This window comes from Micromonospora vulcania (assembly GCF_042658605.1).
GTDB lineage: Bacteria > Actinomycetota > Actinomycetes > Mycobacteriales > Micromonosporaceae > Micromonospora > Micromonospora vulcania.
In genome coordinates, this window is sequence record NZ_JBHSQS010000014.1 from 125,986 (window position 1) to 150,577 (window position 24,592).

General features: G+C 72.4%; 21 protein-coding genes. 8 read left to right on the plus strand and 13 right to left on the minus strand.

The window, feature by feature from the left end; all coding sequences use genetic code 11:
* From ACFQGL_RS22645 to ACFQGL_RS22660, 4 genes are all read left to right on the plus strand, one after another.
* Entirely contained in the window at positions 1–1,047 is a 1,047-nt protein-coding gene (locus tag ACFQGL_RS22645; RefSeq protein WP_377514314.1) for a carbohydrate ABC transporter permease, read from the plus strand.
* 1 nt (position 1,048) lies between these two features.
* The gene (locus ACFQGL_RS22650) at positions 1,049–2,017 is read left to right on the plus strand and encodes a carbohydrate ABC transporter permease (protein WP_377514315.1); all 969 of its coding nucleotides are present in this window, start codon (positions 1,049–1,051) and stop codon (positions 2,015–2,017) included.
* A gap of 66 nt (positions 2,018–2,083) precedes the next feature.
* Positions 2,084–3,130, plus strand: a complete 1,047-nt coding sequence (locus ACFQGL_RS22655; RefSeq protein WP_377514316.1) for a LacI family DNA-binding transcriptional regulator — start codon at positions 2,084–2,086, stop codon at positions 3,128–3,130.
* A 94-nt stretch (positions 3,131–3,224) separates the two neighbouring features.
* Positions 3,225–4,898: a glycoside hydrolase family 13 protein gene (locus tag ACFQGL_RS22660; RefSeq protein WP_377514353.1), complete on the plus strand. Its 1,674-nt coding sequence runs from the start codon at positions 3,225–3,227 to the stop codon at positions 4,896–4,898.
* Between the two features lie 87 nt (positions 4,899–4,985).
* Here ACFQGL_RS22660 and ACFQGL_RS22665 read toward each other — a convergent pair whose 3' ends face one another.
* The 5 genes from ACFQGL_RS22665 to xylA all read right to left on the minus strand — a co-directional run bounded on the left by ACFQGL_RS22665 (position 4,986) and on the right by xylA (position 10,602).
* Entirely contained in the window at positions 4,986–6,410 is a 1,425-nt protein-coding gene (locus tag ACFQGL_RS22665) for an MFS transporter (protein ID WP_377514317.1), read from the minus strand.
* A 57-nt stretch (positions 6,411–6,467) separates the two neighbouring features.
* Positions 6,468–7,337 carry a hypothetical protein gene (locus ACFQGL_RS22670; protein WP_377514318.1) on the minus strand — a complete coding sequence of 290 codons (870 nt, stop codon included), beginning with the start codon at positions 7,335–7,337 and terminating at the stop codon, positions 6,468–6,470.
* Between the two features lie 78 nt (positions 7,338–7,415).
* A complete protein-coding gene (locus ACFQGL_RS22675) occupies positions 7,416–7,808 on the minus strand; it encodes a hypothetical protein (protein WP_377514320.1) in 393 nt (130 codons plus the stop codon).
* A 167-nt stretch (positions 7,809–7,975) separates the two neighbouring features.
* Entirely contained in the window at positions 7,976–9,406 is a 1,431-nt protein-coding gene (gene xylB / locus ACFQGL_RS22680) for a xylulokinase (RefSeq protein WP_377514321.1), read from the minus strand.
* 8 nt (positions 9,407–9,414) lie between these two features.
* The gene (gene xylA / locus ACFQGL_RS22685; RefSeq protein ID WP_377514322.1) at positions 9,415–10,602 is read right to left on the minus strand and encodes a xylose isomerase; all 1,188 of its coding nucleotides are present in this window, start codon (positions 10,600–10,602) and stop codon (positions 9,415–9,417) included.
* 78 nt (positions 10,603–10,680) lie between these two features.
* Here xylA and ACFQGL_RS22690 point away from each other — a divergent pair, with 78 nt between their 5' ends.
* Complete coding sequence (locus ACFQGL_RS22690) at positions 10,681–11,919, plus strand: ROK family transcriptional regulator (protein ID WP_377514324.1); 1,239 nt, start codon at positions 10,681–10,683, stop codon at positions 11,917–11,919.
* Between the two features lie 114 nt (positions 11,920–12,033).
* Here ACFQGL_RS22690 and ACFQGL_RS22695 read toward each other — a convergent pair whose 3' ends face one another.
* Positions 12,034–12,591 (minus strand): MarR family winged helix-turn-helix transcriptional regulator, encoded by a 558-nt coding sequence (locus ACFQGL_RS22695; RefSeq protein ID WP_377514325.1) that lies wholly within the window; start codon positions 12,589–12,591, stop codon positions 12,034–12,036.
* 97 nt (positions 12,592–12,688) lie between these two features.
* Here ACFQGL_RS22695 and ACFQGL_RS22700 point away from each other — a divergent pair, with 97 nt between their 5' ends.
* Positions 12,689–13,819, plus strand: a complete 1,131-nt coding sequence (locus tag ACFQGL_RS22700; RefSeq protein WP_377514326.1) for a PP2C family protein-serine/threonine phosphatase — start codon at positions 12,689–12,691, stop codon at positions 13,817–13,819.
* 10 nt (positions 13,820–13,829) lie between these two features.
* Here ACFQGL_RS22700 and ACFQGL_RS22705 read toward each other — a convergent pair whose 3' ends face one another.
* From ACFQGL_RS22705 to ACFQGL_RS22735, 7 genes are all read right to left on the minus strand, one after another.
* The gene (locus ACFQGL_RS22705; RefSeq protein WP_377514327.1) at positions 13,830–15,308 is read right to left on the minus strand and encodes a sugar transferase; all 1,479 of its coding nucleotides are present in this window, start codon (positions 15,306–15,308) and stop codon (positions 13,830–13,832) included.
* A 218-nt stretch (positions 15,309–15,526) separates the two neighbouring features.
* Positions 15,527–17,281, minus strand: a complete 1,755-nt coding sequence (locus ACFQGL_RS22710; protein WP_377514329.1) for a substrate-binding domain-containing protein — start codon at positions 17,279–17,281, stop codon at positions 15,527–15,529.
* 144 nt (positions 17,282–17,425) lie between these two features.
* A complete protein-coding gene (locus ACFQGL_RS22715) occupies positions 17,426–18,472 on the minus strand; it encodes a lactonase family protein (protein ID WP_377514330.1) in 1,047 nt (348 codons plus the stop codon).
* Positions 18,473–18,573: 101 nt separating this feature from the next.
* Positions 18,574–19,176 (minus strand): GTP-binding protein, encoded by a 603-nt coding sequence (locus ACFQGL_RS22720; RefSeq protein WP_377514331.1) that lies wholly within the window; start codon positions 19,174–19,176, stop codon positions 18,574–18,576.
* A complete protein-coding gene (locus tag ACFQGL_RS22725; protein WP_377514332.1) occupies positions 19,157–19,543 on the minus strand; it encodes a DUF742 domain-containing protein in 387 nt (128 codons plus the stop codon). The genes ACFQGL_RS22720 and ACFQGL_RS22725 overlap by 20 nt, the downstream gene beginning before the upstream one ends.
* Positions 19,533–19,955: a roadblock/LC7 domain-containing protein gene (locus tag ACFQGL_RS22730; RefSeq protein WP_377514333.1), complete on the minus strand. Its 423-nt coding sequence runs from the start codon at positions 19,953–19,955 to the stop codon at positions 19,533–19,535. Before ACFQGL_RS22730 ends, ACFQGL_RS22725 begins: the two co-directional genes overlap by 11 nt.
* A complete protein-coding gene (locus ACFQGL_RS22735; RefSeq protein ID WP_377514335.1) occupies positions 19,955–22,528 on the minus strand; it encodes a sensor histidine kinase in 2,574 nt (857 codons plus the stop codon). Before ACFQGL_RS22735 ends, ACFQGL_RS22730 begins: the two co-directional genes overlap by 1 nt.
* A 339-nt stretch (positions 22,529–22,867) precedes the next feature.
* Between ACFQGL_RS22735 and ACFQGL_RS22740 the strand changes: the two genes are divergently transcribed.
* Positions 22,868–23,464 carry a hypothetical protein gene (locus tag ACFQGL_RS22740; RefSeq protein ID WP_377514336.1) on the plus strand — a complete coding sequence of 199 codons (597 nt, stop codon included), beginning with the start codon at positions 22,868–22,870 and terminating at the stop codon, positions 23,462–23,464.
* An 11-nt stretch (positions 23,465–23,475) separates the two neighbouring features.
* Positions 23,476–24,507 carry a hypothetical protein gene (locus ACFQGL_RS22745; protein ID WP_377514337.1) on the plus strand — a complete coding sequence of 344 codons (1,032 nt, stop codon included), beginning with the start codon at positions 23,476–23,478 and terminating at the stop codon, positions 24,505–24,507.
* The last annotated feature ends 85 nt before the right edge of the window (positions 24,508–24,592 follow it).

The window sequence follows — 24,592 nt, forward strand, 5'->3', positions numbered from 1 at the left end:
ATGGAGTTCGACTTCGCCGATGAGCAGCCGAAGCTCCTCATGCTGATGTACGGGCTGATCGCCTTCGTGGTGGTGGTGGGCGGTCTGCTCCTGCTGCTCGACGTCGTACCGGCCTGGTTCGCCCGGCGGCGCGAGGCGCAACTCGTCGCCGCCTCTGCCAGCGGAGCCCCGCTCACCCGGCGACCCAAACAGCGGGAGGGCCTCTTCGCCGTCTTCTTCCTGCTGCCGACGCTGCTGCTGCTCGTCATCGGCCTGGTCGTGCCGGCCATCCGCACCTTGCTGCTCTCCCTGATGGACTCGAGCAGCAGCAACTGGGTGGGGCTGCGCAACTACGGCTGGATGTTCTCCGACAACTCGATCGTCCGGGTCCTGATCAACACCCTGGTGTGGGTGCTCCTGGTCCCGCTGGTCGCCACCTCGTTCGGCCTGCTCTACGCCGTACTGGTGGACAAGGCCCGGTTCGAGGCGGTGGCCAAGTCACTGATCTTCCTGCCGATGGCGATCTCCTTCGTCGGCGCGAGCATCATCTGGAAGTTCGTCTACGCCTACCGTGGCGAAGGGGACCAGATCGGTCTGCTCAACCAGATCGTGGTCAGCCTCGGCGGCGAACCCAAGCAGTGGCTACTCGAATCGCCACTGAACACGCTGCTGCTGATCGTCATCATGGTCTGGATCCAGGCCGGTTTCGCCATGGTGGTGCTCGGCGCCGCGATCAAGGCGATCCCCGGTGACATCGTGGAGGCGGCCCGGCTCGACGGGGTGAGCCCGTGGCAGATGTTCTGGCAGATCACCATGCCGAGCATCCGACCGGCGCTGATCGTGGTGGTGGTGACGCTGTCGATCGGCACGCTCAAGGTCTTCGACATCGTCCGGACCGCGACGAACGGCAACTACGACACCAGCGTGATCGCCAGCGAGATGTACAACCAGGCGTTCCGGTACGGCGAGAACGGGCAGGGTTCCGCGCTCGCGGTCTTCCTCTTCATCCTGGTCATCCCGATCGTGATCTACCAGATCCGCAACCTCCGTCAACAGCGGGAGGGCTGAGATGACGACCGCAACGCCCACCGTCGCCGTCGGCACGCAGAAGAGCGGCGGCGCTCCGATCAGCACCGCCGGCCGGGTCCGCAAGCGGTTGAACAGCCGTACCGCGACCCTCGTCTCGATCGTCATCGCGGTGGTCTGGACGATCCCGACCTTCGGCCTGCTCGTCTCCTCGCTCCGGCCGGAGAACGAGATCAAGACCACCGGCTGGTGGACCGCCTTCACCGACCCGCAGTTCACCCTGGAGAACTACGAACAGGTCCTGTTCGGGCGGTCGTCGTCATCCGGGCAGCTCGCCGGCTACTTCATCAACTCGCTGGCGATCACCATCCCGTCGGTGCTGTTCCCGCTCGCCTTCGCGGCCCTGGCCGCGTACGCGCTGGCCTGGATCAACTTCCGCGGCCGGGACTGGCTCTACATCGCGATCTTCGCGCTGCAGATCGTGCCGTTGCAGATGGCCCTGGTGCCGCTGCTGAAGTTCTTCTCCACCGGCGTCACCGTCGCCGGCGTCACCCTGATGCCGGCCTGGGACCTGGTCGACGAACAGAAGTTCGCGCAGGTGTGGTTCGCGCACACCTGCTTCGCGCTCCCGTTCGCCGTCTTCCTGCTGCACAACTTCGTCTCGCAGCTACCGGGAGACCTGATGGAGGCGGCCCGGGTCGACGGGGCCAGCCACCCGAAGATCTTCCGCACCATCGTGCTGCCGCTGATCACCCCCGCGCTGGCCGCGTTCGGCATCTTCCAGTTCCTCTGGGTCTGGAACGACCTGCTGGTCGCACTGATCTTCGCCGGGGGCGGCAACGAAACCGCCCCGCTCACCGTCCGGCTGGCCGAGATGGCCGGCACCCGGGGCAACGAGTGGCAGCGGCTGACCGCTGGCGCGTTCATCTCGATCGTCGTACCGCTCATCGTGTTCCTGTCCCTCCAGCGTTTCTTCGTGCGAGGTCTGCTCGCCGGCAGCGTCAAGGGCTGACCCGCGTGCCCGCCGCCGCCTGGCCCCTCGGGCGGCGGCGGGCACCGGGCACCGAGCGGGGGAACCGTGACGAAGATTGATGATGTCGCCCGGTTGGCCGGGGTCTCCACGGCCACCGTGTCGAGAGCCCTACGCGGGTTGCCGAGGGTCTCGGCCGCCACCCGGCGCCGGGTGCTCGCCGCAGCCGAGCAGCTCGACTACGAGGTCTCGCCGAGCGCCTCCCGGCTCGCTGGCGGCCGGACCGGCACGGTCGCGGTGGTCGTCCCCCGCATCACCCGCTGGTTCTTCAGCACCGTCGTCGAGGCGGTCGAGGAGTTCCTCCACCAGGCCGGGTACGACCTGCTGCTCTACAACCTGGGCGGCCGGGAGCAGGTCCGCCAGCGCGTGCTGCGTACCGCCAACCTGCACAAACGGGTGGACGCCATCATGCTGGTCGCCACGCCGCTGCGCCCGGCCGACCTGACCGCGCTGGCCACCCTGGACCTACCCGGCGTGACCATCAGCTCCGGGACCAGGGTGCCCAACTGGCCGTGCGTACGGATCGACGACGTGGCTGCCGCCCGTACCGCCACCCGGCACCTGCTCGACCTCGGCCACTGCCGGATCGCGCACATCTCCGGTGATCCGGACGACGAGTTGGCCTTCACCACCCACCTGGACCGACGTCGGGGCTACCACGCGGCGCTGCTGGCCGCCGGGCTGCGACCCGACCCGAGCCTGGACGTCGAGTCGTCGTTCACCATCGACGGCGGGAACCGGGCCGCGGCCGAACTGCTGGCCCGGGGCGAGCCGCCGACCGCGATCGTCGCGGCCTGCGACGAGATGGCGATGGGTGCGATGACCGCGCTGCGCGACGCCGGGCTGCGGGTACCGCAGGACGTCAGCGTGATCGGCATCGACGACCACGACCTGGCCGGCGTGCTCGGGCTGAGCACCATCGCCCAGCCCGCCGCCGAGCAGGGCCGGCTGGCCGCCCGGATGCTGCTCGACCCGCTCGGGGCGCCGAGTCTGGGCCCGGTCGTCGGGCAACGGACCGCCGGTCGCGACACCCCGGTGATCCTGCCCACTCGGCTGGTCGTGCGGGACTCGACCGCACCGCCCCGGGCACACTGAACGGAACCACCCGCCGACGGCCGGCGGCTGGCGGCGATGCGGCCGGCAGCAGCACCGCCGGCAGCCCACCCACAGTTCGACACGGGAGACGACCCTGAACACCGATCCGACGCAGCAGACCTCCTCCGGGCAACCGATCACCGGCTGGTGGACCGAGGCCGCCATCTACCAGATCTACCCCCGCTCGTTCGCCGACTCGAACGGCGACGGCATCGGCGACCTGCCGGGCATCACCGCCCGCCTCGATCACCTGGTCGAGCTGGGCGTGGACGCCGTGTGGCTCTCCCCCTTCTACCCGTCGCCGCAGGCCGACGCCGGATACGACGTGGCCGACTACCGGAACGTCGACCCGCTGTTCGGCGCTCTCGCCGACGCGGACAAGCTGATCACCGAGGCACACTCCCGCGGTCTGCGGGTGATCGTCGACCTGGTGCCCAACCACACCTCCTCGGCGCACCGCTGGTTCCAGGCCGCGCTGCCCACCGCACCCGGCAGCCCGGAGCGGGCCCGGTACATCTTCCGCGACGGCCTCGGCCCGGCCGGCGACCAGCCACCGAACGACTGGCAGAGCGTCTTCGGCGGTCCCGCCTGGACCCGGACGGTCGACCCGGACGGCCAGCCCGGCCAGTGGTACCTGCACCTGTTCGACACGGGGCAGCCGGACCTCAACTGGGACAACCCGGAGGTGCACGCGGAGTTCCTGGACGTGCTGCGGTTCTGGCTGGACCGCGGGGTGGACGGCTTCCGGGTCGACGTGGCACACGGCCTCGTCAAGCAGCCCGACCTGGCCGACTGGCAGGAGCCGCAGGAGATCCTGTCCGGCAACGAGGTGGACAAGCCGCGCCCGCCGATGTGGGACCAGGAGGGCGTACACGAGATCTACCGGCAGTGGCGGCAGATCCTGGACGGCTACTCCGGTGAGCGGGTGCTGGTCGCCGAGGCGTGGGTGGAGCCGGCCGAGCGCCTGGCCCGCTACGTCCGGCCGGACGAGATGCACCAGGCGTTCAACTTCGAGTACCTGCTCGCCGCCTGGACGGCGCCGGCCCAGTACGCGGTGATCACCCGCTCGCTGGAGGCGACCGACTCGGTCGGCGCGCCGACCACCTGGGTGCTGTCCAACCACGACGTGGTGCGGCACGCCTCGCGCCTCGGCCTGCCGATCGGCACCGTCCGCCCCAACGGCATCGGAATCGGCGACCCGCAGCCGGACGCCGCGCTCGGCCTGCGCCGGGCTCGGGCGGCCACCCTGCTGATGCTCGGCCTGCCCGGCTCGGCCTACCTCTACCAGGGCGAGGAGCTGGGGCTACCCGAGCACACCACGCTGCCCGACGAGGCCCGGCAGGACCCGACCTGGGCGCGGAGTGGGCACACCCAGCGCGGCCGGGACGGCTGCCGGGTGCCGATCCCGTGGGAAGCCGACGCGCCGTCGTACGGCTTCGGGCCGACCGACTCCAGCTGGCTGCCGCAGCCCGCGCTGTGGGCGGAGTACGCCCTGGACCGCCAGCGCGACGTGCCCGGCTCGACGTACGAGCTGTACCGCACGGCGCTGCGGCTGCGTCGCGCCCACGGGCTGGGCCGCGGCACCTTGGAGTGGCTGTCCTCGGGCGACGAGGTGCTGACCTTCCGCAACGGCGGGCTGACCGTGCTGACCAATTTCGGTGACGCCCCGGTTCCGGTCCCGGCCGGCGCCGAATTGCTCGCCGCCAGCGCACCACTGGACGACGCTGGCGCGGTCCCGACCGACGTCACGGTCTGGTTCCGCGCCTGACCCAGCGCCCCGCTCCGCCACCCGCCGGCCCGTGCCCACGCACGGGCCGGCGGTGCGTGGGGCGACGCGGATGCGGCGGCGCCGGTGCTAAAGGCGGTCGGCTCGGGTGTGCAGGAGGTCGTGCACGGTGTCGATGTCCTTCGGTGCGGTCCGCGAGGCGAGCCAGTACATGATGCCGGTGGGGATGAAGAAGAGCTGGAACGCGGCCAGCCCGACGGCGAAGTTCAGCGGCGGCGGGAACGCCCCGCGCAGGCCCTGGAAGGCCACTCCGACCAGCCCGTTGCCGGCCGCCCGGCCCACCCCGTTGACCAGGTTGCCCAGGCTGTAGACGGTGCCCCGGTGCTCGGGCGGGTTCACGTCGGCGATCAGCGCGAACCAGTTCGGCGAGTTGGCCGAGGTCAACGCGAGCGCCACCACGGCGGTGAGCAGGCTCAACCCGACGGACGGCTCGGTGACCACGCTGGACAGCACCGCGCCGACCACCGCGCCGGCGCTGGCACCGTCCGGCACGTCGATGGTCACCGGCACGAAGAACAGCACCAGGTAGAACGGCAGCGCGGCGAGGATGCCGACCGCGGCGACCAGCGCCCGGCCTCTGGGGGTACGTCGCTGCACCGCGTCGCCGATCAGCCCGCCGACGATGGAGAGCACCCCACCGAGCTGGAACAGGGTGGCGAAGACGCTGCCCACCACCACCGCGGTCGCCGCTGAATAACCCTGGTCCTCGGCCCGCTCGGCGAACAGCACCGGTAGCCAGACCAGCGAGCCGAAGGCAGCCTGCGCGGTCAGGCCCTGCAGGATCAGCCACCGGTTGGTCCGTCGCGCCAGGATCCTCGGCAGGTCGGCCCGGCTGATCTGGTAGTCGTACTCGGCGCCGGCGTCCAGGGCGTCGGCGAGTTCCGGCTCACTCTGGCCACGGCGGATGTCGTAGGTGAACAGATACGCCAGGGTGGCCGCCAGGCCCACGCCGGTGAGCAGCAGGAACGGCCGCCGCCAGTCGGCCGACCCGAGCAACCCGCCGAACAGCGTGCCGGCCAGCGTGCCGACGCCCTGGGAGAGCCCCCAGAAACTCATCACCAGCCCCCGCCGGACCGGCGAGATCAGGTCGGTGACCACCGAGTAGCCCACCGAGCCGACGGCGCCGAGGCCGATCGCCGCGACCAGCTGTGCGGCCAGGAACGTCAGGTAGCCGCCGGCGAGCGCACTGCCGCCGGTGCCCGCCGCCCAGAGCAGGGTGCCCACCATGAGCAGCGGTTTGCGGTTGGTTCGATCGCCGACGTACGCCCAGCCGACCGCGGCCACCGCGCTGACCAGGAAGCTCACCGCGGTGACCAGGCCGAGCAACCGCCCGGACACGTCGAACGCGTCGGAGATCGGCCCGTACAGCGGTGGGACCAGCCCGATCGCCACGTTGTCCAGCGAGGCGAGCAGTACGAACACCACGACGCTGTACAACCGGTGCGCCGGGCCACCGCCCCGGACCCGCCGGGGCCCGCCACTGGTCACGGTCATGACCGGCAGCCAACCAGACTCCGACAACGATGGCGTCACGCGGGTGGGTGCCGCCGGTCAACTCCCGCCGGCGCTCACCCGGGCCAGGTGTTCCCGGTAGACCACCTGGTAGCTGTCGTCGTACGTCCACTGGCAGGGTTCCACCTGCCGGGCCTCGGCGATCTCGCGTTGTTGCAGGCGCTTGAGCTCGGCCAGATCCGCCGCGCCGAAGACGTCCGCCAGGCCGAGCGCCGAGCTGTCCCGCCCGGCCTGCTCGGCTTCCAGGGCAGCCCGCTCGAAGCCGTCACGGTATCGCTCGGCGGCCGCGGAGAGCACCAGGGACCGGCTGTCGCCGCTGGCGAATCCCTTCGCCTCGATGCACCGGGCCCGCTCCGCCGCGGCCCGGACCACCCGGGGGTCCTTGTCGACGGCGGCCAGGATCTCGTCCATCCGGTCGCTCTCCTCGGCCGTCATCGCGCTGGTGTCGGTGTGTGGCGAGGGGCCGAACTTCTGCCGGGCGTCCCGTCGGCAGGACGTGAGCCGGGACTGGTAGCTCTTGCGCCGCTCGGGCGTCATCTGCCGCAACGCCGTCAGGTTGGGATCGACCCGGCGCGCTCCCAGTGGGAGGTAGTCGATCAGGGTGGTGAGACCGTAGCCGTACCGCTGGACGAACTCCTCCCGGCTCAGGCCGAGCGCGATGCGGCGATCCACCGCCCACTGGTCGACGTACGGCTGATAGGTCAGGCCGCCATCGGCCATGCACCGTACGAGCGAGTCGTTGACCTGCCGCCAGTAGTCCATCGCCTGGTCGTAGCCGTCGTCGCCCCGGTCGAGGGTCAGCGTCAGCTCCCGGGCCACCTCGGCGGGGTCGGCCCGACGGGTCGGTTCGGTGCCACAGCCGGCGAGGGCCAGCATCATGGCGAGCATCAGCAGCAGGGGTCTGCGCATCATCCGCACCTCGCTATCCGCACTCACGCAGCCACCCGCCGCCGCGACCGGGACCGGTCGCGGCGGCGGGTCGGGCCGTCAGTAGCCGACGTTCAGGTATTCCGGGCTCAGCGCGCCGGTGGAGGTGAGCTTGCCGCGGAAGTTGGAGTCCCAGATGCTGTCGCCGCGGGTGTCCCGGTAGGTGTACCGGTATCCGGCCGAGTCGCAGCTGGTGCCGAACGTGCCGACCAGGCCGGGGTCGTAGTAGAGCACCGCGACGCACGAGCCGTCGCTGTAGGTGTCCCGGATCCGCCCGTAGTAGACGCCGTTGCCCTCGCAGGTCTCGGTCGACTGGGCCTCCTCGATGCCCACCACCCGACCGCCGATGCTGATCCGCTGCTGCTGGGGCGACTCGACGCACTTTGCCTGCGCCGGAGTGACTCCGGTGACGACGGTGAGCAGTGCGCCGACCAACACGGCCGGCGCGGCCATCGCGGCCGTCCTTCTGATACGCGAGACAGGTTCCACACATCCTCCTCAGGGGAAGCCGGAACCAAGATTCTACTGACTTTCATCGATGTAGGTAATCCCGCGCGTGTCGATTCCCACAACAGAACGCTGGGGCTCCGACAGAAGACGATCGATAGCCGCGCCGGCCGTCACTGGCGGTCCAGAACCAACCCCCGGGCGGCGGCGTACTGGTCACGGACGGCGGGGACGGGCTCGGCCGCGTACTCCTCGGTGCCCTCGACCGCCCAGGTGGGCGGCGTCGGGCCGCCCAGGGCGACCCAGGCGGCCTGCCGGGCGGCGCCGTCGGCGACGTACTCCCCGGCCGGAGGAACGACCACCGGGCAGCCGAAGACCTGCGGCGCGATCCGGCGGACCGCGGCCGACCGGGCCCCGCCGCCGACCAGGATGACCCGGCGGACGGTGGCACCCTGCGCGGTCAACGCGTCCAGGCCGTCGGCGAGCGCACAGAGCATGCCCTCCACGGCGGCCCGGGCCAGATGCGCGGGGGTGGAGGTACGCAGGGTCAGGCCGTGCACCGCGCCGGTGGCCAGCGGCCGATTCGGCGTCCGCTCCCCCTCCAGGTAGGGCACCATGACCAGCCCGTCCGCCCCGGCCGGCGCGGAGAGGGCCAGTTCGGCCAGCTCGTCCAGACCGACACCGAGCATCGCGGCGGCGGCGTCCAGCACCCGGGCGGCGTTGAGCGTGCAGACCAGCGGCAGGAAGCGACCGGCGGCGTCGGCGAAGCCGGCGACCGCTCCGCTCTCGTCGGCCGCCGGCACGTCGGCGACGCTGAACACCGTGCCGGAGGTGCCGATCGAGACGACCACATCACCCGGGCCGGCACCGACGCCGAGCGCGGCAGCGGCATTGTCGCCGGTGCCCGCGCCCAGCAGCGCGCCGCCCGACCCGCCCAGTTCGCCGGCCGCCAGGGTGCCGGCCGACTCGGACGGACCGAGCACCTCGGGCACCACCAGCCGCCGACCGAAGGCCCGCTCCAGCAGGTCCAGCCGGTAGTCACCGGTGGCCGGCGACCAGTAGCCGGTGCCGCTGGCGTCACCCCGGTCGGTACGCAGGGCGGCCAGCCCCGGCGCCCCGGCCAGCCGCCAGGTCAGCCAGTCGTGCGGCAGACAGACGGCGGCCACCCGGGCCGCTTGCTCGGGTTCGTGCCGGGCCAGCCACCGCAACTTGGTGACGGTGAAGCTGGCCACCGGCACGCTGCCGGCGGCCTCGGCCCAGAACCGACGCCCGGCCGTGCCGCCGCCGGCCTCCTCGACCAGGTCGGCGGCGGCGTCAGCGGAGCGGGTGTCGTTCCACAACAGCGCCGGGCGGACCACCCGGCCGTCGTCGTCGAGGCAGACCATGCCGTGCTGCTGGCCGGCGACGGAGATCGCCGCCACGTCGGCCAGCCCTCCGGCTTGCTCGGCGGCCGCCCGGAGTGCCTGCCACCAGGCCTCCGGGTCCACCTCGGTGCCGTCCGGGTGCGGCACCCGGCCCTGCCGGAGCAGGGCACCGGTCTCCGCGTCCCGGATCACCACCTTGCAGGACTGTGTGGACGAGTCGACGCCCGCGACCAGCGGCATGGCGGGCCTCAGCGGGCGCCGAGCAGGTGCTCGACGGCGAGCTGGTTGAGCCGTACGAAGCCGAAGCCCCGGGCCGCCACCGCGTCGACGTCGAACTCCTCGAAGGCGGACCGGTCGGCGAGCAGGTCGTCGTATCCCTCGCCGGCGTTCAGCGTCGGGGCACCCAGCTCGGCGACCTTGCTGGCGGCCAGCGCCTCGGCCACCTCGGGGTCGGCACGGAACGCCGCCGCCCGCTCCTTGAGCAGCAGGTAGGTGCTCATGTTGGCCGCGGCCGACGCCCACACCCCGGCCATGTCCTCGGTGCGGGAGGGCTTGTAGTCGAAGTGCCGGGGCCCGTCGTAGGCCGGGGCGCCGTCCGGGCCGCCGTTCTCCAGCAGGTCCACCAGAGCGAACGCGTTCATCAGGTCGCCGTGGCCGAAGACCAGGTCCTGGTCGTACTTGATGCCCCGCTGGCCGTTGAGGTCCAGGTGGAACAGCTTGCCCTGCCAGAGCGCCTGGGCGATGCCGTGGGCGTAGTTGAGCCCGGCCATCTGCTCGTGCCCGACCTCGGGGTTGAGGCCGACCATCTCGGGGTGTGCCAGCTGGGAGATGAACGCGAGCGCGTGCCCGACCGTGGGCAGCAGGATGTCGCCGCGCGGCTCGTTGGGCTTGGGCTCCAGCGCGAAGCGCAGGTTGTAGCCGCGGTCGATGACGTACTGGGTGAGCAGGTCGACCGCCTCGCGGTAGCGGTCCAGCGCGGCGCGGACGTCCTTCGCGACGTCGTACTCGGAGCCCTCCCGGCCACCCCACATGACGAACGTGCGGGCGCCCAGCTCGGCGGCCAGGTCGACGTTGCGCAGCACCTTGCGCAACGCGTAACGGCGGACGTCGCGGTCGTTGCTCGTGAAGCCGCCGTCCTTGAACACCGGGTGGGTGAAGAGGTTGGTGGTGACCATCGGGACCACCAGGCCGGTCTCGTCGAGGGCCTTTCGGAACCGGGCGATGTGCTGGTCGCGGGTGGCGGCGTCGACCCCGAACGGGATCAGGTCGTCGTCGTGGAAGGTGACGCCGTACGCGCCCAGCTCGGCGAGCCGGTGCACCGCCTCGACCGGGTCCAGCTCGGGGCGGGTCGCGTCACCGAACGGGTCGCGGGCCTGCCAGCCCACGGTCCAGAGCCCGAAGGAGAACTTGTCGGCGGGGGTGGGACGGGGTGCCATGACGGACCTCCGGTGGTGGTGTGGCCGTTATTTGTTCAACGATTGAATTATTTGTGTGGCCTATGGCACTGTCAAGGGGTGAGCATCACCAACGCACCGCCCGGCGCGGTCCGTCAGGGCAGCCTGCGCGAGCTCAACCTCGCCCTGGTGCTCGGCCGGATCGCGGCCGCCGACCGACCGCCGTCCCGGGCCGACCTCGCCACCGCGACCGGCCTGACCCGGGCCACCGTCTCCGCGGTGGTGGAGGACCTGCTCGCGGGCCGGCTGGTCGACGAGGCCGAGCCCGCGCCCCGAGCCGGCGCCGGCCGCCCGGCCCGAGGCCTGGTGCTGGCCGACCAGGGGCCGGCCGGGCTCGGCCTGGAGATCAACGTGGACTACCTGGCGGTCTGTGTCGTGGACCTCGCCGGCCAGGTCCGGCACCGCACCGTGCACCGGGCCGACCTGCGCCCGGTCGCCCCCGCCGACGCCCTGGCCCGGCTGGTCGAGCTGGCCGGGCAGGCGCGCGCCGATGCCGCCCGGCAGGGCCTCACCCTGGCCGGCGCGGCACTCGCCGTACCCGGCCTGGTGGACGACGACGGGCTCGTCCGGCTCGCGCCGAACCTCGGCTGGCGGGACGTGCCGGTGCCCGCGCTGCTCGCCGGGCACCCGCCGCTGACCGAACGGATTCCGGGCGTACCCACATTGGTGGTGGACAACGAGGCCAACCTGGCCGCGCTCGGCGAGCTGCACTCCCGACCGCCCGGCCCGGCCAGCTTCCTGCACATCTCCGGCGAGGTCGGCATCGGTGCCGGAATCGTGCTGGACGGGGCGCTGTTTCGCGGCGTACGCGGGTGGAGCGGCGAGATCGGGCACCTCCCGGTCCACCCGCAGGGTCGTCCGTGCCGCTGCGGCGGGCGGGGCTGCCTGGAGCAGTACGCCGGGCAGGAGGCGATCGTGGCCGCCGCCGGGCTGACCCGGTCGGAGCTGCCCGCCGACACCGCGACGGCACGACTGGCCGAGCTGGCCGAGGCCGGCGACGTCGACGCGCTGCGGGCGCTGCACGACGCGGGGACCGCGCTCGGCGTCGCGGTGGCCAGCGTGGTCAACCTGCTGGATCTGGACACCGTGGTGCTCGGCGGCGGATACGCCCCGCTGGCGCCGTGGCTGTGCCCGCCGGTGCTCGCCGAGATCGCCGGCCGGGTGCTCACCGCCGCGTGGTCACCGGTCACGGTCCGGCCAGCGACGCTCGGCGCGGAGGCCGCCGCGGTGGGCGCGGCCGGTTCGGTGGTCCGCCGGATCGTCGCCCGGCCCGCCGGCTGGCTGGCCCGCACCGGCTGACCGGCCGGCTCCTCGGGGCCGGCGCGGGTCGTCGGCGGCCGCGCGGGCGCGGCTTATAGGCCGCGCGGGTTGGCGGCGCGGCTTGGCGGCGCGGCTTGGCGGCGGCGCGTGGAATCAGGCGGTCCGGGCCACCGGAGGCTCGTCGGCCGGCCAGTCCCGAGGGGAGCTGGCCCGGCGCTCCGGGGCACCCGATCCGCCCGCCCAGCCCGGGGTCGGGCCCGGGACCTCCGGACCACCCAGCGGCGATGGGCCCTGCGCCTGCTGCTGGCGGGCGGTCTCGTCGAACTCCCGCATCCCGCTGAGCAGTGCGTCGCGGCCCTGCGGGCTCATTGCGGCCAGCACGGTGTCGAGCCGTGCCTGACGATCGGCCCGCAACTCGCTGAGGAGCCGGCGAGCGTCCGGGGTGAGGTGCAGGGAGATCTCCCGCCGGTCGAGGCGTCCCGGCTCGCGCTCCAGCATCCCGGCGGCGACCAACCGGTCGCAGAGCCGACTGGCCGAGCTGAGCAACATGTCGAGTCGGGTGGCCAGCCGGCGAAGGTTGATCCCGTCGTGTTGCTCCACCACCATCACAGCCCGTAGCTGGGCTCCGGAGACCCGGTTGGCGGTCCCCTCCCGGGCGGATTCCCATACGCCCAGTAGGGCAGCCGCCGCCGCGTCCAATGCGGCAGCCATACTCGTCGGAGGGTCCGGTGGACCATGCAGTTCGGCCATGGTGGCCCGAGAGTACTCCGAACGCACTGGTGGTCGAGCTTTGATCAAGGAGGCGGTGATGATCGAACCGGTCAATCAGGCACGACGTACCCTGAACGAGACACCGGCGGATCTGCTTGTCGGTGGCGTCGGGGATGTCCTCGCCCGGTCGTACCGGATCACCGAGGCCGAGCTGTTCCAGGTCGACTACCGGCTCTCGCAGCTACTGCCACTCACCGAGGGTGACCCCATCACCGGTCCGGGACACCCCGCCTGGCGTTCCTTCGACCATCAGTCGCCGATACTGGCCGAGGGCGTCGGCTGGTTCCCGGTCAGCATGCGTGGCGAACGCCGAGGAGTGCTGCGACTGGCCCCGGTCCCCGACGATTCGACCGTCCTCGGCGAGCTGGCCGAGATCGCCACCGCGCTCGCCCATGAACTGGCCGCCGTCTCCGCCGGCACCGACGTCTATCGCGCGGCCCGACGCAGCCAACGGCTCACCCTCGCCGCCGAGATGCAGTGGGACCTGCTGCCCGGCCGGAGCCGGATCCGGCCCGCGTTCAGCCTGGCCGGGCAGCTGGAGCCGGCGTACGCGGTGCGCGGCGACAGCTTCGACTGGTCCGACGACGGATCGCGGCTCTGGCTGTCGACCATCAACGGCAACGGCGAGGGGGTCGCCGCCTCGCTGCTCACCTCGCTGGCCACCCACGCGCTGCGCAACGCCCGCCGAGCGGGCCTGAGCCTGGCCGACCAGGCCGCCCTCGCCGACCAGGCCCTGCACGACCTGTACCGCGGTGAGCGGCACCTCTCCGCGCTGCTGATGGAGCTGGACCTGCGCTCCGGCGTGCTGACCCTGGTCGACGCCGGCTCACCCCGCCTGGTCCTGCTGCGCGACGGAGAGGTCGCCGAGCAGCCGCTGGAGGCGCAGTTCCCGCTGGGCATGTTCGAGGCGACCGACTACCACGAGCAGCAGCTCAAGCTGGAGCGCGGCGACCGGCTCTTCGTGGTCAGCGACGGGGTGGTGGACGCCACCGGCCAGGACGTGCGCTACGGCGCGACGGCGCTGGACCGTTTCCTGCGGCGGACCGGCCCGATGGAGCCGCTCGACGCCGTCCGGTCGCTGATCGGCGACCTGCGCGCGTTCGTGGCGGGCGACCTGGTCGACGACGCGGTCGTGGTCTGCCTGGACTGGACCGGCCCGCAGCACTGACCGACGGCGGTCAGTACGCGCCGCGGCTGTTCAGCACGGCGCCGAAGGTCTTCCACAGGATGGTGAGGTCGGCGGCGAGGGACCAGTTCTCCACGTAGTAGAGGTCGAGCCGGATGCCGTCCTCCCAACTCAGGTCGGATCGGCCGCTGACCTGCCACAGGCCGGTCATGCCGGGCTTGACCAGCAGCCGCCGGGCCACGTCGCCGTCGTAGCGGGCCACCTCGGAGGGCAGCGGCGGGCGCGGCCCGACCAGGCTCATCTGGCCCAGCAGCACGTTGACCAGTTGCGGCAGCTCGTCGAGCGACCACTTGCGCAGCAACCGGCCGACCCGCGTGACCCGCGGGTCGTCACGCATCTTGAACATCAGACCGTCGGTCTCGTTGCGGATGGCCAGCTCGGCGAGCAGCGCGTCGGCGTTCACCACCATGGTGCGGAACTTGAACACGCCGAACTCCTGCCCGCCCCGGCCGACCCGGACCTGGCGGAACAGCACCGGGCCCCGGCTGTCCAGTTTGATGGCCAGCGCGATGAACGCGATCAGCGGCAACAACAGGGCCAGCGCCAGCGACGAGGCGGACCGGTCGACGAAGCCCTTCACCAGCTTGCGCGCGCCCCGGAACTCGGGTGCCTCGACGTGGATCAGCGGCAGGCCGGCGACCGGGCGGGTGTGGATCCGTGGGCCGGCCACGTCGGTCAGCGCGGGCGCCACGACCAGGTCGACGCCGGTGCCCTCCAACTGCCAGCCGAGCCGGCGCAGCCGGGTGGCGGTCAGCTCGCCGGACGCGGTCACCGCGACGGTGTCCGCCCCGATCGCGGTGGCGGCCTCCGGGATACCCCGGAACGAGCCCACCACCGGTACGTCGCCCAGCCGCTGCGCCACGGGTGCCAGCAGCGCGTCCGGGATGCACGCGCCGACCACCTGATAGCCGGCGTACGGCTCCCGGCGCAGCGTGTGCACCAACTCCAGCACGTGCGCGGTGTCGCCGACCACCAGCACCTTGCGGGACCAGCCGGCACCGCGCGATCGGGCCCGGTGCAGGCGCTTGCGGGCGGCGAAGCGGACCACCTCGAGCCCGATGGTGCCCACCGCGAAGGAGATGCCGAGGAAGCCCCGGGACACGCCGACGTCGGCGATGTAGCCGGCGATGGCGATCGCACCGGCCAGTCGTAGGCTCGCCGAGCTGACTCGGCGGTACTCGTCCGCCCCGTAGCCGATCACCCGGTCGTCATAGCAGCCGAGCGCCTTGAGCGAGAGCAGCCAGGCCAGCACGAGCCCCGGTGCCACCAGCACGTACGGGATCTCCGAGCCGCTCGGCTCGTCGTCACCGAACCGGGTGACGTACCCGACGACCAGCGCGAGGATGAGGACGGCGGTGTCCAGCACCACCAGGACCCGGACGTAGGACCGTTCGTCGGCGCGCTCAAGGAGCCCCGCTGGTCTTCCGTCCGGCTTGGTGCTCGCGGGAGCTAACAGCGTAGCGAGGCTCACCGGCCCTCCCACTCTGCTCAGGACGGCTCCGGCCGACGGATCGGACCGGAGGCGGACCGACTACGTCGGGACCCGTCGACATCCTGCCTCGACAACTATGCCCGCCGATTGCTTCGGACGCATTGCCGTCATTTTTTTTCCACATTCCACTGCATCGAGAAGGGGCCCGCCGTACCGGATCGACGGTACGACGGGCCCCTTGTGGGCTGTGCGACGGCTCAGCGCGGCGCGGGAGGGCGACGCGCGATGGCGGAGAGGAAGATGCTGCCGATCTCGCTCGGGTCCTTGGTGACGAAGACGTCACCACCGGTCACCTTCGTGATCGACTCCAGCTCGGCCTTGCTGACACCCTCACCGATGCCGATCATGATCACCTGGACCGGCCGCTCCGGGTCCCCGATCCGCTTCAGCTCGGAGAGCAGCTGGCCCTGGGAGATTCCGTTCTTGTCCTCGTTCTCGCCGTCGGTGAACAGCACGATCGAGTTGACCCGGCCGGGTTGCCAGTCCTCCTGCACCGCCTTGTAGGCCGCCAGGGTGGTGTCGTACAGGCCGGTGTCGCCGTCGGAGGGCTTGATGGTGGCGAGCGCCCCCTCCAGCTGTGCCCGCTGGCTGGAGAGCGGGCCGATGGGGACCATCTGCTTGTAGTCCCGGCTGCCCACCAGCTTGGTGGAGAAGGTCCACAGACCGATCGACCAGGAGTCGTCGAAGAGGCCGAGGCCGCGGCGGGCCGCGTCCACGGTCACCTCCTCCCGGCTCCGGTTGTTGGCCGAGGGCACCGGGTCCTTCATCGAGCCGGAGACGTCGACGACGCAGAGCATCCGGCCGGACTGGGTGGCGATCGACCAGCTCGAAACGACCCGCTGGATCGCAGCCGGGTCCAGGCCACCCGCGGCGGCGCCACCGGTCGCCGGCGCGGTCGACGCGCCGCCGGCCGGGCTCGGAGCACCCTGCGGCGCCTTGAAGCCGTCGCCCCAGTTGCCGTCCGGCGAGCGCAGCGACTGCGCCGCCAGCCGGTTACGGAACTTCGCGTCGGTGAGCAGCTCGAACAGCACCTTGGCCGCGGACGCCTTTGTCGGCTCGATTCCGGGTAGCACCGCGTACGGGTAGTCCAGCGGCATCGGCGCCGGCTCCATGTAGAGCGCGGCGAGCGGCACCGGTGGCTGCTTGCTGTTGTACGCCATCACGTCTTCTTCGGACAGCGCCGCCGCGCCGAGCCCGCTCGCGATGGACGTCGGGTCCTTGGCGGTCGGGAAGCGGGCCAGCAGGTCGTTGCGGAGCGAGGAACGCCCCGTGGCCAGCGCCCGCAGCGCACCAACGGTGTTGTTCTGGGTGTCGCCGCCGGCGGCGTTGGCGGCCGCGGTCAGCGAGAGCAGGCCGGACAGGCCAGCCGCGTCGCGGGTCGGCTCGACGATTCCGGTACGCAGCGGCTTGCTGCTGTTGACCTGCTGCAGCAGGTCGGTCCAGTTGAACTTCTTCTTCGGCCAGCCCAGTCGGGCGGCCACCGGCTCGGGCATCGCGACGACGATCGGGCTGCGCGCGATGGACGCGCCGTTGGTCGGAGCGAACGCGGTCGCGTCCTTCTTCAACCGGAGCAGCCAGGTCGACGAGTCCGGCACCCAGACATCCGGGGTGACGGCCGTGCCGCTGGCCTGCCCGACACCGGCCAGGATGGCGCCGTGCTTGGCCGCCACCACGGCAGCCACGTCGACCGGGTCGGACGCCGAGACGTCCACCCGGATACACGTGCCGCCCACCGCGGCACCGTCCTTGGTCCACTGCGACGCGGCGGCGTCCACCGCTGGCGCGAGCTCGGAGGCGACCGCCACAGCGAGCCGGATCTCCCCCGAACAGCTGGGCTGGATCAGCTCCCGGTAGCCGAACCAGACGCCGGTCGTGACGACGAGAACCGTCGCCGTCGCGGCGGCGGCTGCTAGATGGAGTTTCGAACGCATGCGATGGCGGCCTGCTGACACGCTGACCATCTTGCGTACCAGGTGCCCTACTTGCCACAACCGTTCGGCCTAAAGTTACGGAGGAGAAACAGTTGATCGCGATTTAGCGACGCAGGGTGACGAAGTGGTCCCGTGGCGTTGCCGAATCGGTGTGCCCTTCGCAACTCACCCGCCGGCCGGCAGCACACAGGTCGGGCTCGGCACCGGCACCGGCTCCCCTACCGGTGCCGGGACGCCGGTGTCCGCGTCCCGGCGGAAGACGCGCACCATGTCCGCCCGCTCGTCGGCGACGTAGAGATGTTCCCCGATCAGCGCGAAGTGCCGGGGCCACTCGCCACCGGTGTCCACCTCGGCCACCAGCTCGGGCAACTCTCCCGCCAGGTCGAAGACGGCGATGGTGCCCACCCCACGGTTGGCGACATAGAGGAACCGGCCGTCCGGGGCGACCGCGACCTCCGACGGCTGTACGTGGCCGGACCGCTCGCTCGCCTCGACCCGGCCGTGCTGGTGCAGGGACCCGTCATCGGTCAACTCGTACGTGGTGACCGACGCGTCCAGCTCACCGACGAGGTAACAGCGCCGGCCGTCCGGGTGGCGTGCCAGGTGCCGGGGTCCGGTGCAGGGTGCCGTGCGGACCCGTGGCCCGCGGGGCACCAGCCGCCCGCTCGCGCCGTCCAGGTCGTACCGGTAGACCGAGTCCGTGCCGAGATCCACCGCGAGCAGCGGTCCCCGGCCCGCCCCCGGCGAGACCATGTGGGCGTGCGCCCGGTCCTGGCGGTCCGGGTCGGGGCCGTGCCCCTCGTGCACCACCAGGTCGGTGCGCTCGCCGGGTACGCCCTGCGGGTCGAGGGGAAAGACCGCGATGCTGCCGCTGCCGTAGTTGGCCGCCGCCAGGTGGCCGCCGTCGGGCAACACCGCCAGGTGGCACGGTTCGGCACCGCCGGTCGAGCGGCTGCCGAGCGGGTCGAGCGTGCCGTCCGGGCCGACCCGCCAGGCGCTGATCTCGCCGTCGGTCAACTCGTTGACCGCGTAGAGCACCGGGTGGGTGGGGTGCCGGGTCAGGAAGGAGGGCGACGGGGTGACCGCCACCGTGCCGAGCAGGGTCAACGCCCCGGTGGCCGGGTCGCGACGGGCCGCGACGATGCCGCTGCCCCGCCCGCCGCTCTGCGCGGTGTAACCCCCGATGTGGACGATCTCGCCCTGATCACTCACGTCCAACTCCTCCGCCGGCATCCTGGGTCGATCAAACCAGAGGCTGCCCGCGATACCGGCCCGTTAACCGGCTTTCCCGCTCCGTTGGTCCCACGCCCAGCTCAGGCGGCCGGCACCGGCTCACCGCGCTGCCGGGCCACGTGCTCGACCAGGGAGATCAACACCATCTTGCCGGACTGCCGGTCCCGGGCGTCACAGAGCACCATCGGCACGTCCGGGTCCAGGTCGAGCGCCCGGCGTACGGTCTCCAGGTTGAACCGGCGGGAGTCGTCGAAGCAGTTGACGCCGACCACGAACGGGATGCCCCGCTGCTCGAAGTAGTCGATCGAGGGAAAGCAGTCGGCCAGCCGCCGGGTGTCGGCGAGCACCACCGCGCCGAGCGCGCCGAAGGCCAGCTCGTCCCAGAGGAACCAGAACCGGTCCTGGCCGGGGGTGCCGAACAGGTAGACCTGAAGGTCGTCGTTGATGGTGATCCGACCGAAGTCCATCGCCACCGTGGTGGTCGACTTCCCCTCCACCCCGGAGATGTCGTCGGTACCGATCCCGGCGTTGGTCAGCACCTCCTCGGTCTGCAACGGCCGGACCTCGCTCAGCGCGCTCACCAGCGTCGTCTTGCCGGCCCCGAAGCCCCCGGCGATGAGGATCTTCAGTGCCAGCGGGATGGTGATGCCCGATCCCACACGGTCATAGCGCACGGAGTCCACTGACCACCGCCTTGAGAATGTCGTCGTCGGGAAGGTGACCGGTCGGCGGCTCGTGCACCGCGACCAGCCCTTGGGCGAGGAGATCACCGAGCAGCACCCGAACCACACCGACAGCGAGGTCCAGTTCGGCTGCCAGCTCGGCCACCGGTATCGGCCGCCGGGCCAGCGCGACCAACCGACGGTGCTCGGGGGGCAGCCCCGGATGCGCCGCCGGGTCGAGGTCCGACTCGGCCACCACGAACGCGACCAGATCGAAACCGTCGACGGCGGAGCGTACCCGGCCGCCGGTGAGGGTGTACGGCCGCACTACCGGGCCGGCGTCGCCGTCCAGCCACTCGTGCTGCGGCCCGGGCGGCTCAGCTCGCATCACCGGCGCCCGACGACGAGCGGGCCGGCGCGGTGAGGTTCTCCCCCACCCGGATGACCAGCATCGCCATCTCGTACGCGATCAGGCCGATGTCCGCGTCGGCGTCACTCACCACGGCCAGGCAGGTGCCCTGCCCGGCGGCGGTGACGAAGAGGTACGCGGACTCCATCTCCACCACGGTCTGCCGGACCGGGCCACCGTCCACATGCCGACTCGCGCCCCGGGCCAGGCTGGAGAAGCCGGCGGCGAGCGCGCAGAGGTGCTCGGCATCGGAGCGCTCCAGCTCGGCGGAGGAGCCGAGCAGCAGCCCGTCCGCCGAGAGCACGACGGCCTCCCGGGCTGCCGGTACCCGTTCCACCAACTCGTCGAGCAGCCAGTCGAGGCCGGCGCTCTGCTTCGTCGAATGCCGCACTAGGCGTCCCTCTCAGTCGCGGTCAGGGTTTCGGGGGTGGTCGCGGGCCCGGGGTCGGTGGTCGGGCTGGCCGGGCTCGGCGGAGCCGCCGGCATCGCCGGGGCTGCCGGGCTGGCCGGGCTCGGCGGGCTGGCCGGGCTCTGCGGTGCCGCCGGCATCGCCGAGGCTGCCGGGCTCGACGGCCTCGGCGGGGCGGCCGGGTTCGCCGGGGCTGGCGGGGTGACGACGGTCGCGCGGCCTCGGGCGGTGCCGGCCTGCAGGGCCGACATCACCCGGCGCACCTCCTCGGGCGATCGGGGCGACGGGGTGTCGACGGCCGCCGACCGGGGCGTGGCGGCGGGCGGACGCCGCCGCACGCGGCGGGGCAGACCGTCCAGTTCGTCCGTGCTCGGGTCGGCGGTGGGAATCGGCTCGGTCACGCCTTCACCATCGGTCGCCCCGTTGGACAGCGGCCCACCAGCGCCCGAGCCGCTGGACAGCGGCCCACCAGCGCCCGAGCCGCTGGCCGGCGGTGCAACCGGGGCCGGCGTACCGGTGGGTGGCGCCTGGGCGTCGGCGGCGGACAGCGCCGTCGTCGGCCGGGTACGGCCGCCCCGGGGCCGTGGCACGGTGCTCCGGCGGGCGGTACCGGTCGGCCGGTGCGGGGTGGACGGTGCGAAGCCCGGCGCGGTCGGGTCGGGGCCGGCCGGTGGTTCGGCGGTGACCAGGTCGGTGGGGACCAGCACCACGGCGGTCACCCCGGCCGCACCGGACGGCCGCAGCCGCACCCGCACCCCGTGCCGGGCCGCAAGCCGGGCCACCACGAACAGGCCGAGTCGTGCGCTCTGCGTCGGGTCGAACTCGGGCGAGCTGGCCAGGCGGGTGTTGACGGTCTCCAACGCCGCGGCGGACATCCCGAGCCCCCGGTCGGTGATCTCCACGGCGTACCCGTTGGACACCTGCTCGCCGGTGACGGTGACGCGGGTGTCCGGCGGGGAGAAGGCCGTGGCGTTCTCGATCAGCTCGGCGAGCAGGTGGATGACGTCGCCGACGGCCCGGCCGAGCACACCGGCCGGCTGGACGGCGGTGATGTCCACCCGGTCGTACGCCTCGACCTCGGAGATCGCGCCCCGGACCAGGTCGACCATCGCGACCGGGTTGCGCCAACCCCGGCCCGGCGCGGAGCCGGCGAGAATGACCAGGTCCTCGGCGTGCCGGCGGAGCCGGGTGGCGAGGTGGTCCACCTGGAACAGCTCGGCCAGTTCGTCCGGGTCCTCGGCCCGCCGTTCCATCCGGTCCAACAGGGCCAGTTGCCGGTGCACCAGGCTCTGGCTGCGCCGGGCGATGTTGAGGAAGACCTCGTTGAGGCCCCGGCGCAGCGCGACCTCGTCCACCGCGGCCTGGACCGCCGTGCGCTGCACCTCGGTGAAGGCGCGCCCGACCTCGCCGATCTCGTCGTGGCCGTACTCCAGCGGGGGTACCTCCCGGGCGACGTCGACCTGCTCACCACGACGCAGCCGGGTCACCACGTCCGGCAACCGGTGCTCGGCCAACTCCAGCGCGACGGTGCGGACCCCGCTGAGTCGTCGGACCAGCGTGCGGCCGACCCGTAGCGCCACCAGCACCGAAATCACCACGGCGACCAGTCCGAGGACGCCGGCGGCGGCCAGCCGGACCAGGATCCCGACCGCCATCGGCACCGACCGGTCGGTGAGCCCGTCGGCCTGGGCCAGCTCGAAGTCGCGCAGTTGTTGCTGCACCGCGTCGTGGTTGGCCTGCCAGGTCGCCGCGTTGACCGGTGGCCGGCCGGACCGGTTGGCCGCGACCAGCGCGTCCTGCATGGTGCGCAGCCGGGTGAAGGCCTCGCCCTCGGACAACCGTTGGTACGCGGCGCGGTCGGCGTCGGGCAGGTCGGCCACCGCGCTCTCGGTGAGCCACCGCTGGTTGCCGATGGCCTGCACGAACTGCGCGTGCTCCCCCTCGGCGAACCGGCCGGCGGTCAGCGCGCCGGCCAGCAGGGCGTCGGCCTGCCCGAGCAGTTCCCGGGAGCGGCCCAGCGCGGTGAGCGCCAGCGCCTCCCGATTGAGGTCTGGCTCGCTGAGGGTCGCCATGCCCTCGAACGCCTGGAAGGCCGCGGAGATCATGCCGCTGTAGAGGCCGAGCGCGCCGGCCCGGTCCACCTTGCGGTCGTCGATGAAACCTCGACCGGTCGGCAGCGCCGCCAGGGCGGTGACCAACTGGTCGACCCGGGCGTCGAGCAGGTCGTCGGCGGCGTCACGCAACGCCTCGCCGTCGACCCGGCGGCGCAGCTCGGCGACCGCCCGATCGGTGCGCTGCCGCTGCTCGATCAGGGCGGGCAGTTCGGCGGCGCCGCCGAGCTGCACCAGCGAGAGCCGCCGCTCGCGTTGCAGCTCGGTGACGACGGACTCACCGGGCCGGCCCAGGTCGTAGAGCAGCGTCCGGGCGGAGAGCAGATCCAGAGCGGGACCGAATGTCAGCGTGGTGGCGAAGATCCACAGCGCCAGGAGCGCGGTCACCGGCGCTACGACCAACGCGGTCAGCTTCGAGCGGATCGGCCAGTCGCGGGTTCTCATCACACCTCGCCCGTACAGGGGTGGCAGGAGGGCACCGGCACCGCCGGGCGACGCGTCGGCCGGCTCTGCCCGACGGGAACGCCGGGCACCGGCGCGGGCGCCTTGGGCAGGATACGTAATCGTCGGCCGTTGCACTACCGCCCGTCGCGCCGAGATCGACGCTCCGGAATGCCCCTCCACCTGGTACGACGAACACCCCGTGGACGGCCTCTCTCTGGACTGGATCAAGTTCAGCGCCCGAGCGGACACCCACCGCACACGCCTCGGCGAGGAAAGTGCGCCGGATCGGGATTGGTGATCAGTGCGTAGAGGGAATACCAGGTGACGAAGGAGGAGCCCATGTCGCCCACGCAGATAGTCGTCATCGTGCTCATCGTGCTGGTGATCGTCGCGGCACTGGCCGTGGCCGCCCGCTCGCTCGGCCGGCGCCGAGCGCTACAGAGCCGGTTCGGTCCGGAGTACGACCGGGTGGTGGCGGAGCAGGACAGCCGGTCCGCCGCGGAGCGCGAGCTGCGCGACCGGGAGCGCCGGCACGCCGAGCTCACGCTCACCCCGCTCAGCCCGGAGTCCCGGGCCCGCTACGCCGCCGCCTGGGAGGAGCTCCAGGTCCGCTTCATCGACTCACCCGGCGAGACCGTGGGCGACGCGGACGAACTGGTCACCCGGCTCATCGAGGAGCAGGGGTACCCGACCGGGGACTTCTCCGACCAGATCGCCCACCTCTCCGTCGACCATGCCCGCACGCTGACCAACTACCGGGACGCGCACGAGATCCACCTGCGCAACTCCCGGGGTGAGGCCACCACCGAGGAGCTGCGCCAGGCGGTCGTGCACTACCGGGAACTCTTCGCCGACCTGCTCGGCGAGGAGCCCGTCGGCCACCGCACTCCCGAACAGCGCCACCCGGACACCCCGCACGACGCCACGAGCCGTTGAGGAGGCCACCGATGCGCCAGGAAGAGCAGCAGGTGAGCAACGACCACCCGGAGGCCGTGCGGTCCACGCCGGTCTCGGTGCCACCAACCGGTGACCGGGCCGGCCGCTCGGACGTACCCGAGGACGCCCTGGACGACCGGGGCACCTTCGACGACCCGACCGCCGTCGACAAGTCGACCGACGACTCCGGCCGGCACGGCCGGACGGACGAGCGTTACGGCGACACGTCCGACGCGCGTACCGACGAGGAAGAGTTCCACGAGCCCGGGCCACTGCCCACCACGTTCGGCGCCACCACGGTTGGCGACGCGGTGGCGGCCTCCGCGCTGGCCAGCCCGAACCGGGAGGATCAGCCGGACCCTCGGGGCGAGCGGACCGCCAGCCCCGGCGACGGCGCCGAGGACGGCGAACGGGAGGGCCTGCGCGCCGACCCCACCGCCGAACTGCACCGCCGCGACACCGACGCGGACGCGGACGCGGACACGGACGCAGACGCAGACGCAGACGCGGACACCTACACGGACGCAGACGCAGACGCAGACGCGGACACCTACACGGACGCGGACGCGGACACCGGCACGCTCACCGACACCGGTATCGACCCGGACGCGCGCGCCTACGGGAGCGCGACGCCGGAGATGGTCGATCCGGACGCGGCCCCCCCGGACGCCGAGCGGCCGGTGCACGGTGACGCCGAGCCGGTGAGCGGTGACGCCGGCACCGCGCTGGAGACCGCCGGGACGTCGCTGCCCGCCGGCTCGACCGTGGCGGCCGAGGCGGCCACGCTCCTCGACGCGGAGACGGCACAGGGGTTCCGGGACCGCTGGCGGGACGTACAGCTCCGCTTCGTGGATGACCCGCAGGCCGCGGCCGGCGAGGCACAGTCCCTGGTCGAGGAGGCCATCCAGGCCCTCGCCTCGGCGCTGGCCGCGCAGAAGAGCACCCTCGGCGGGTGGCAGGACGCCGGCTCGGCGGACACCGAGGAGCTGCGGATGGCGGTACGCCGATACCGGGACTTCCTGGACCGCGTACTCGGTCGCTGACAACGTACGGACCACGGGCGCGCCGGCCGGTCGGCCGGGGCGCCCGCGCCGCGCGCGCCCCAGGCCGCCCCGCCCCACCCCGCCC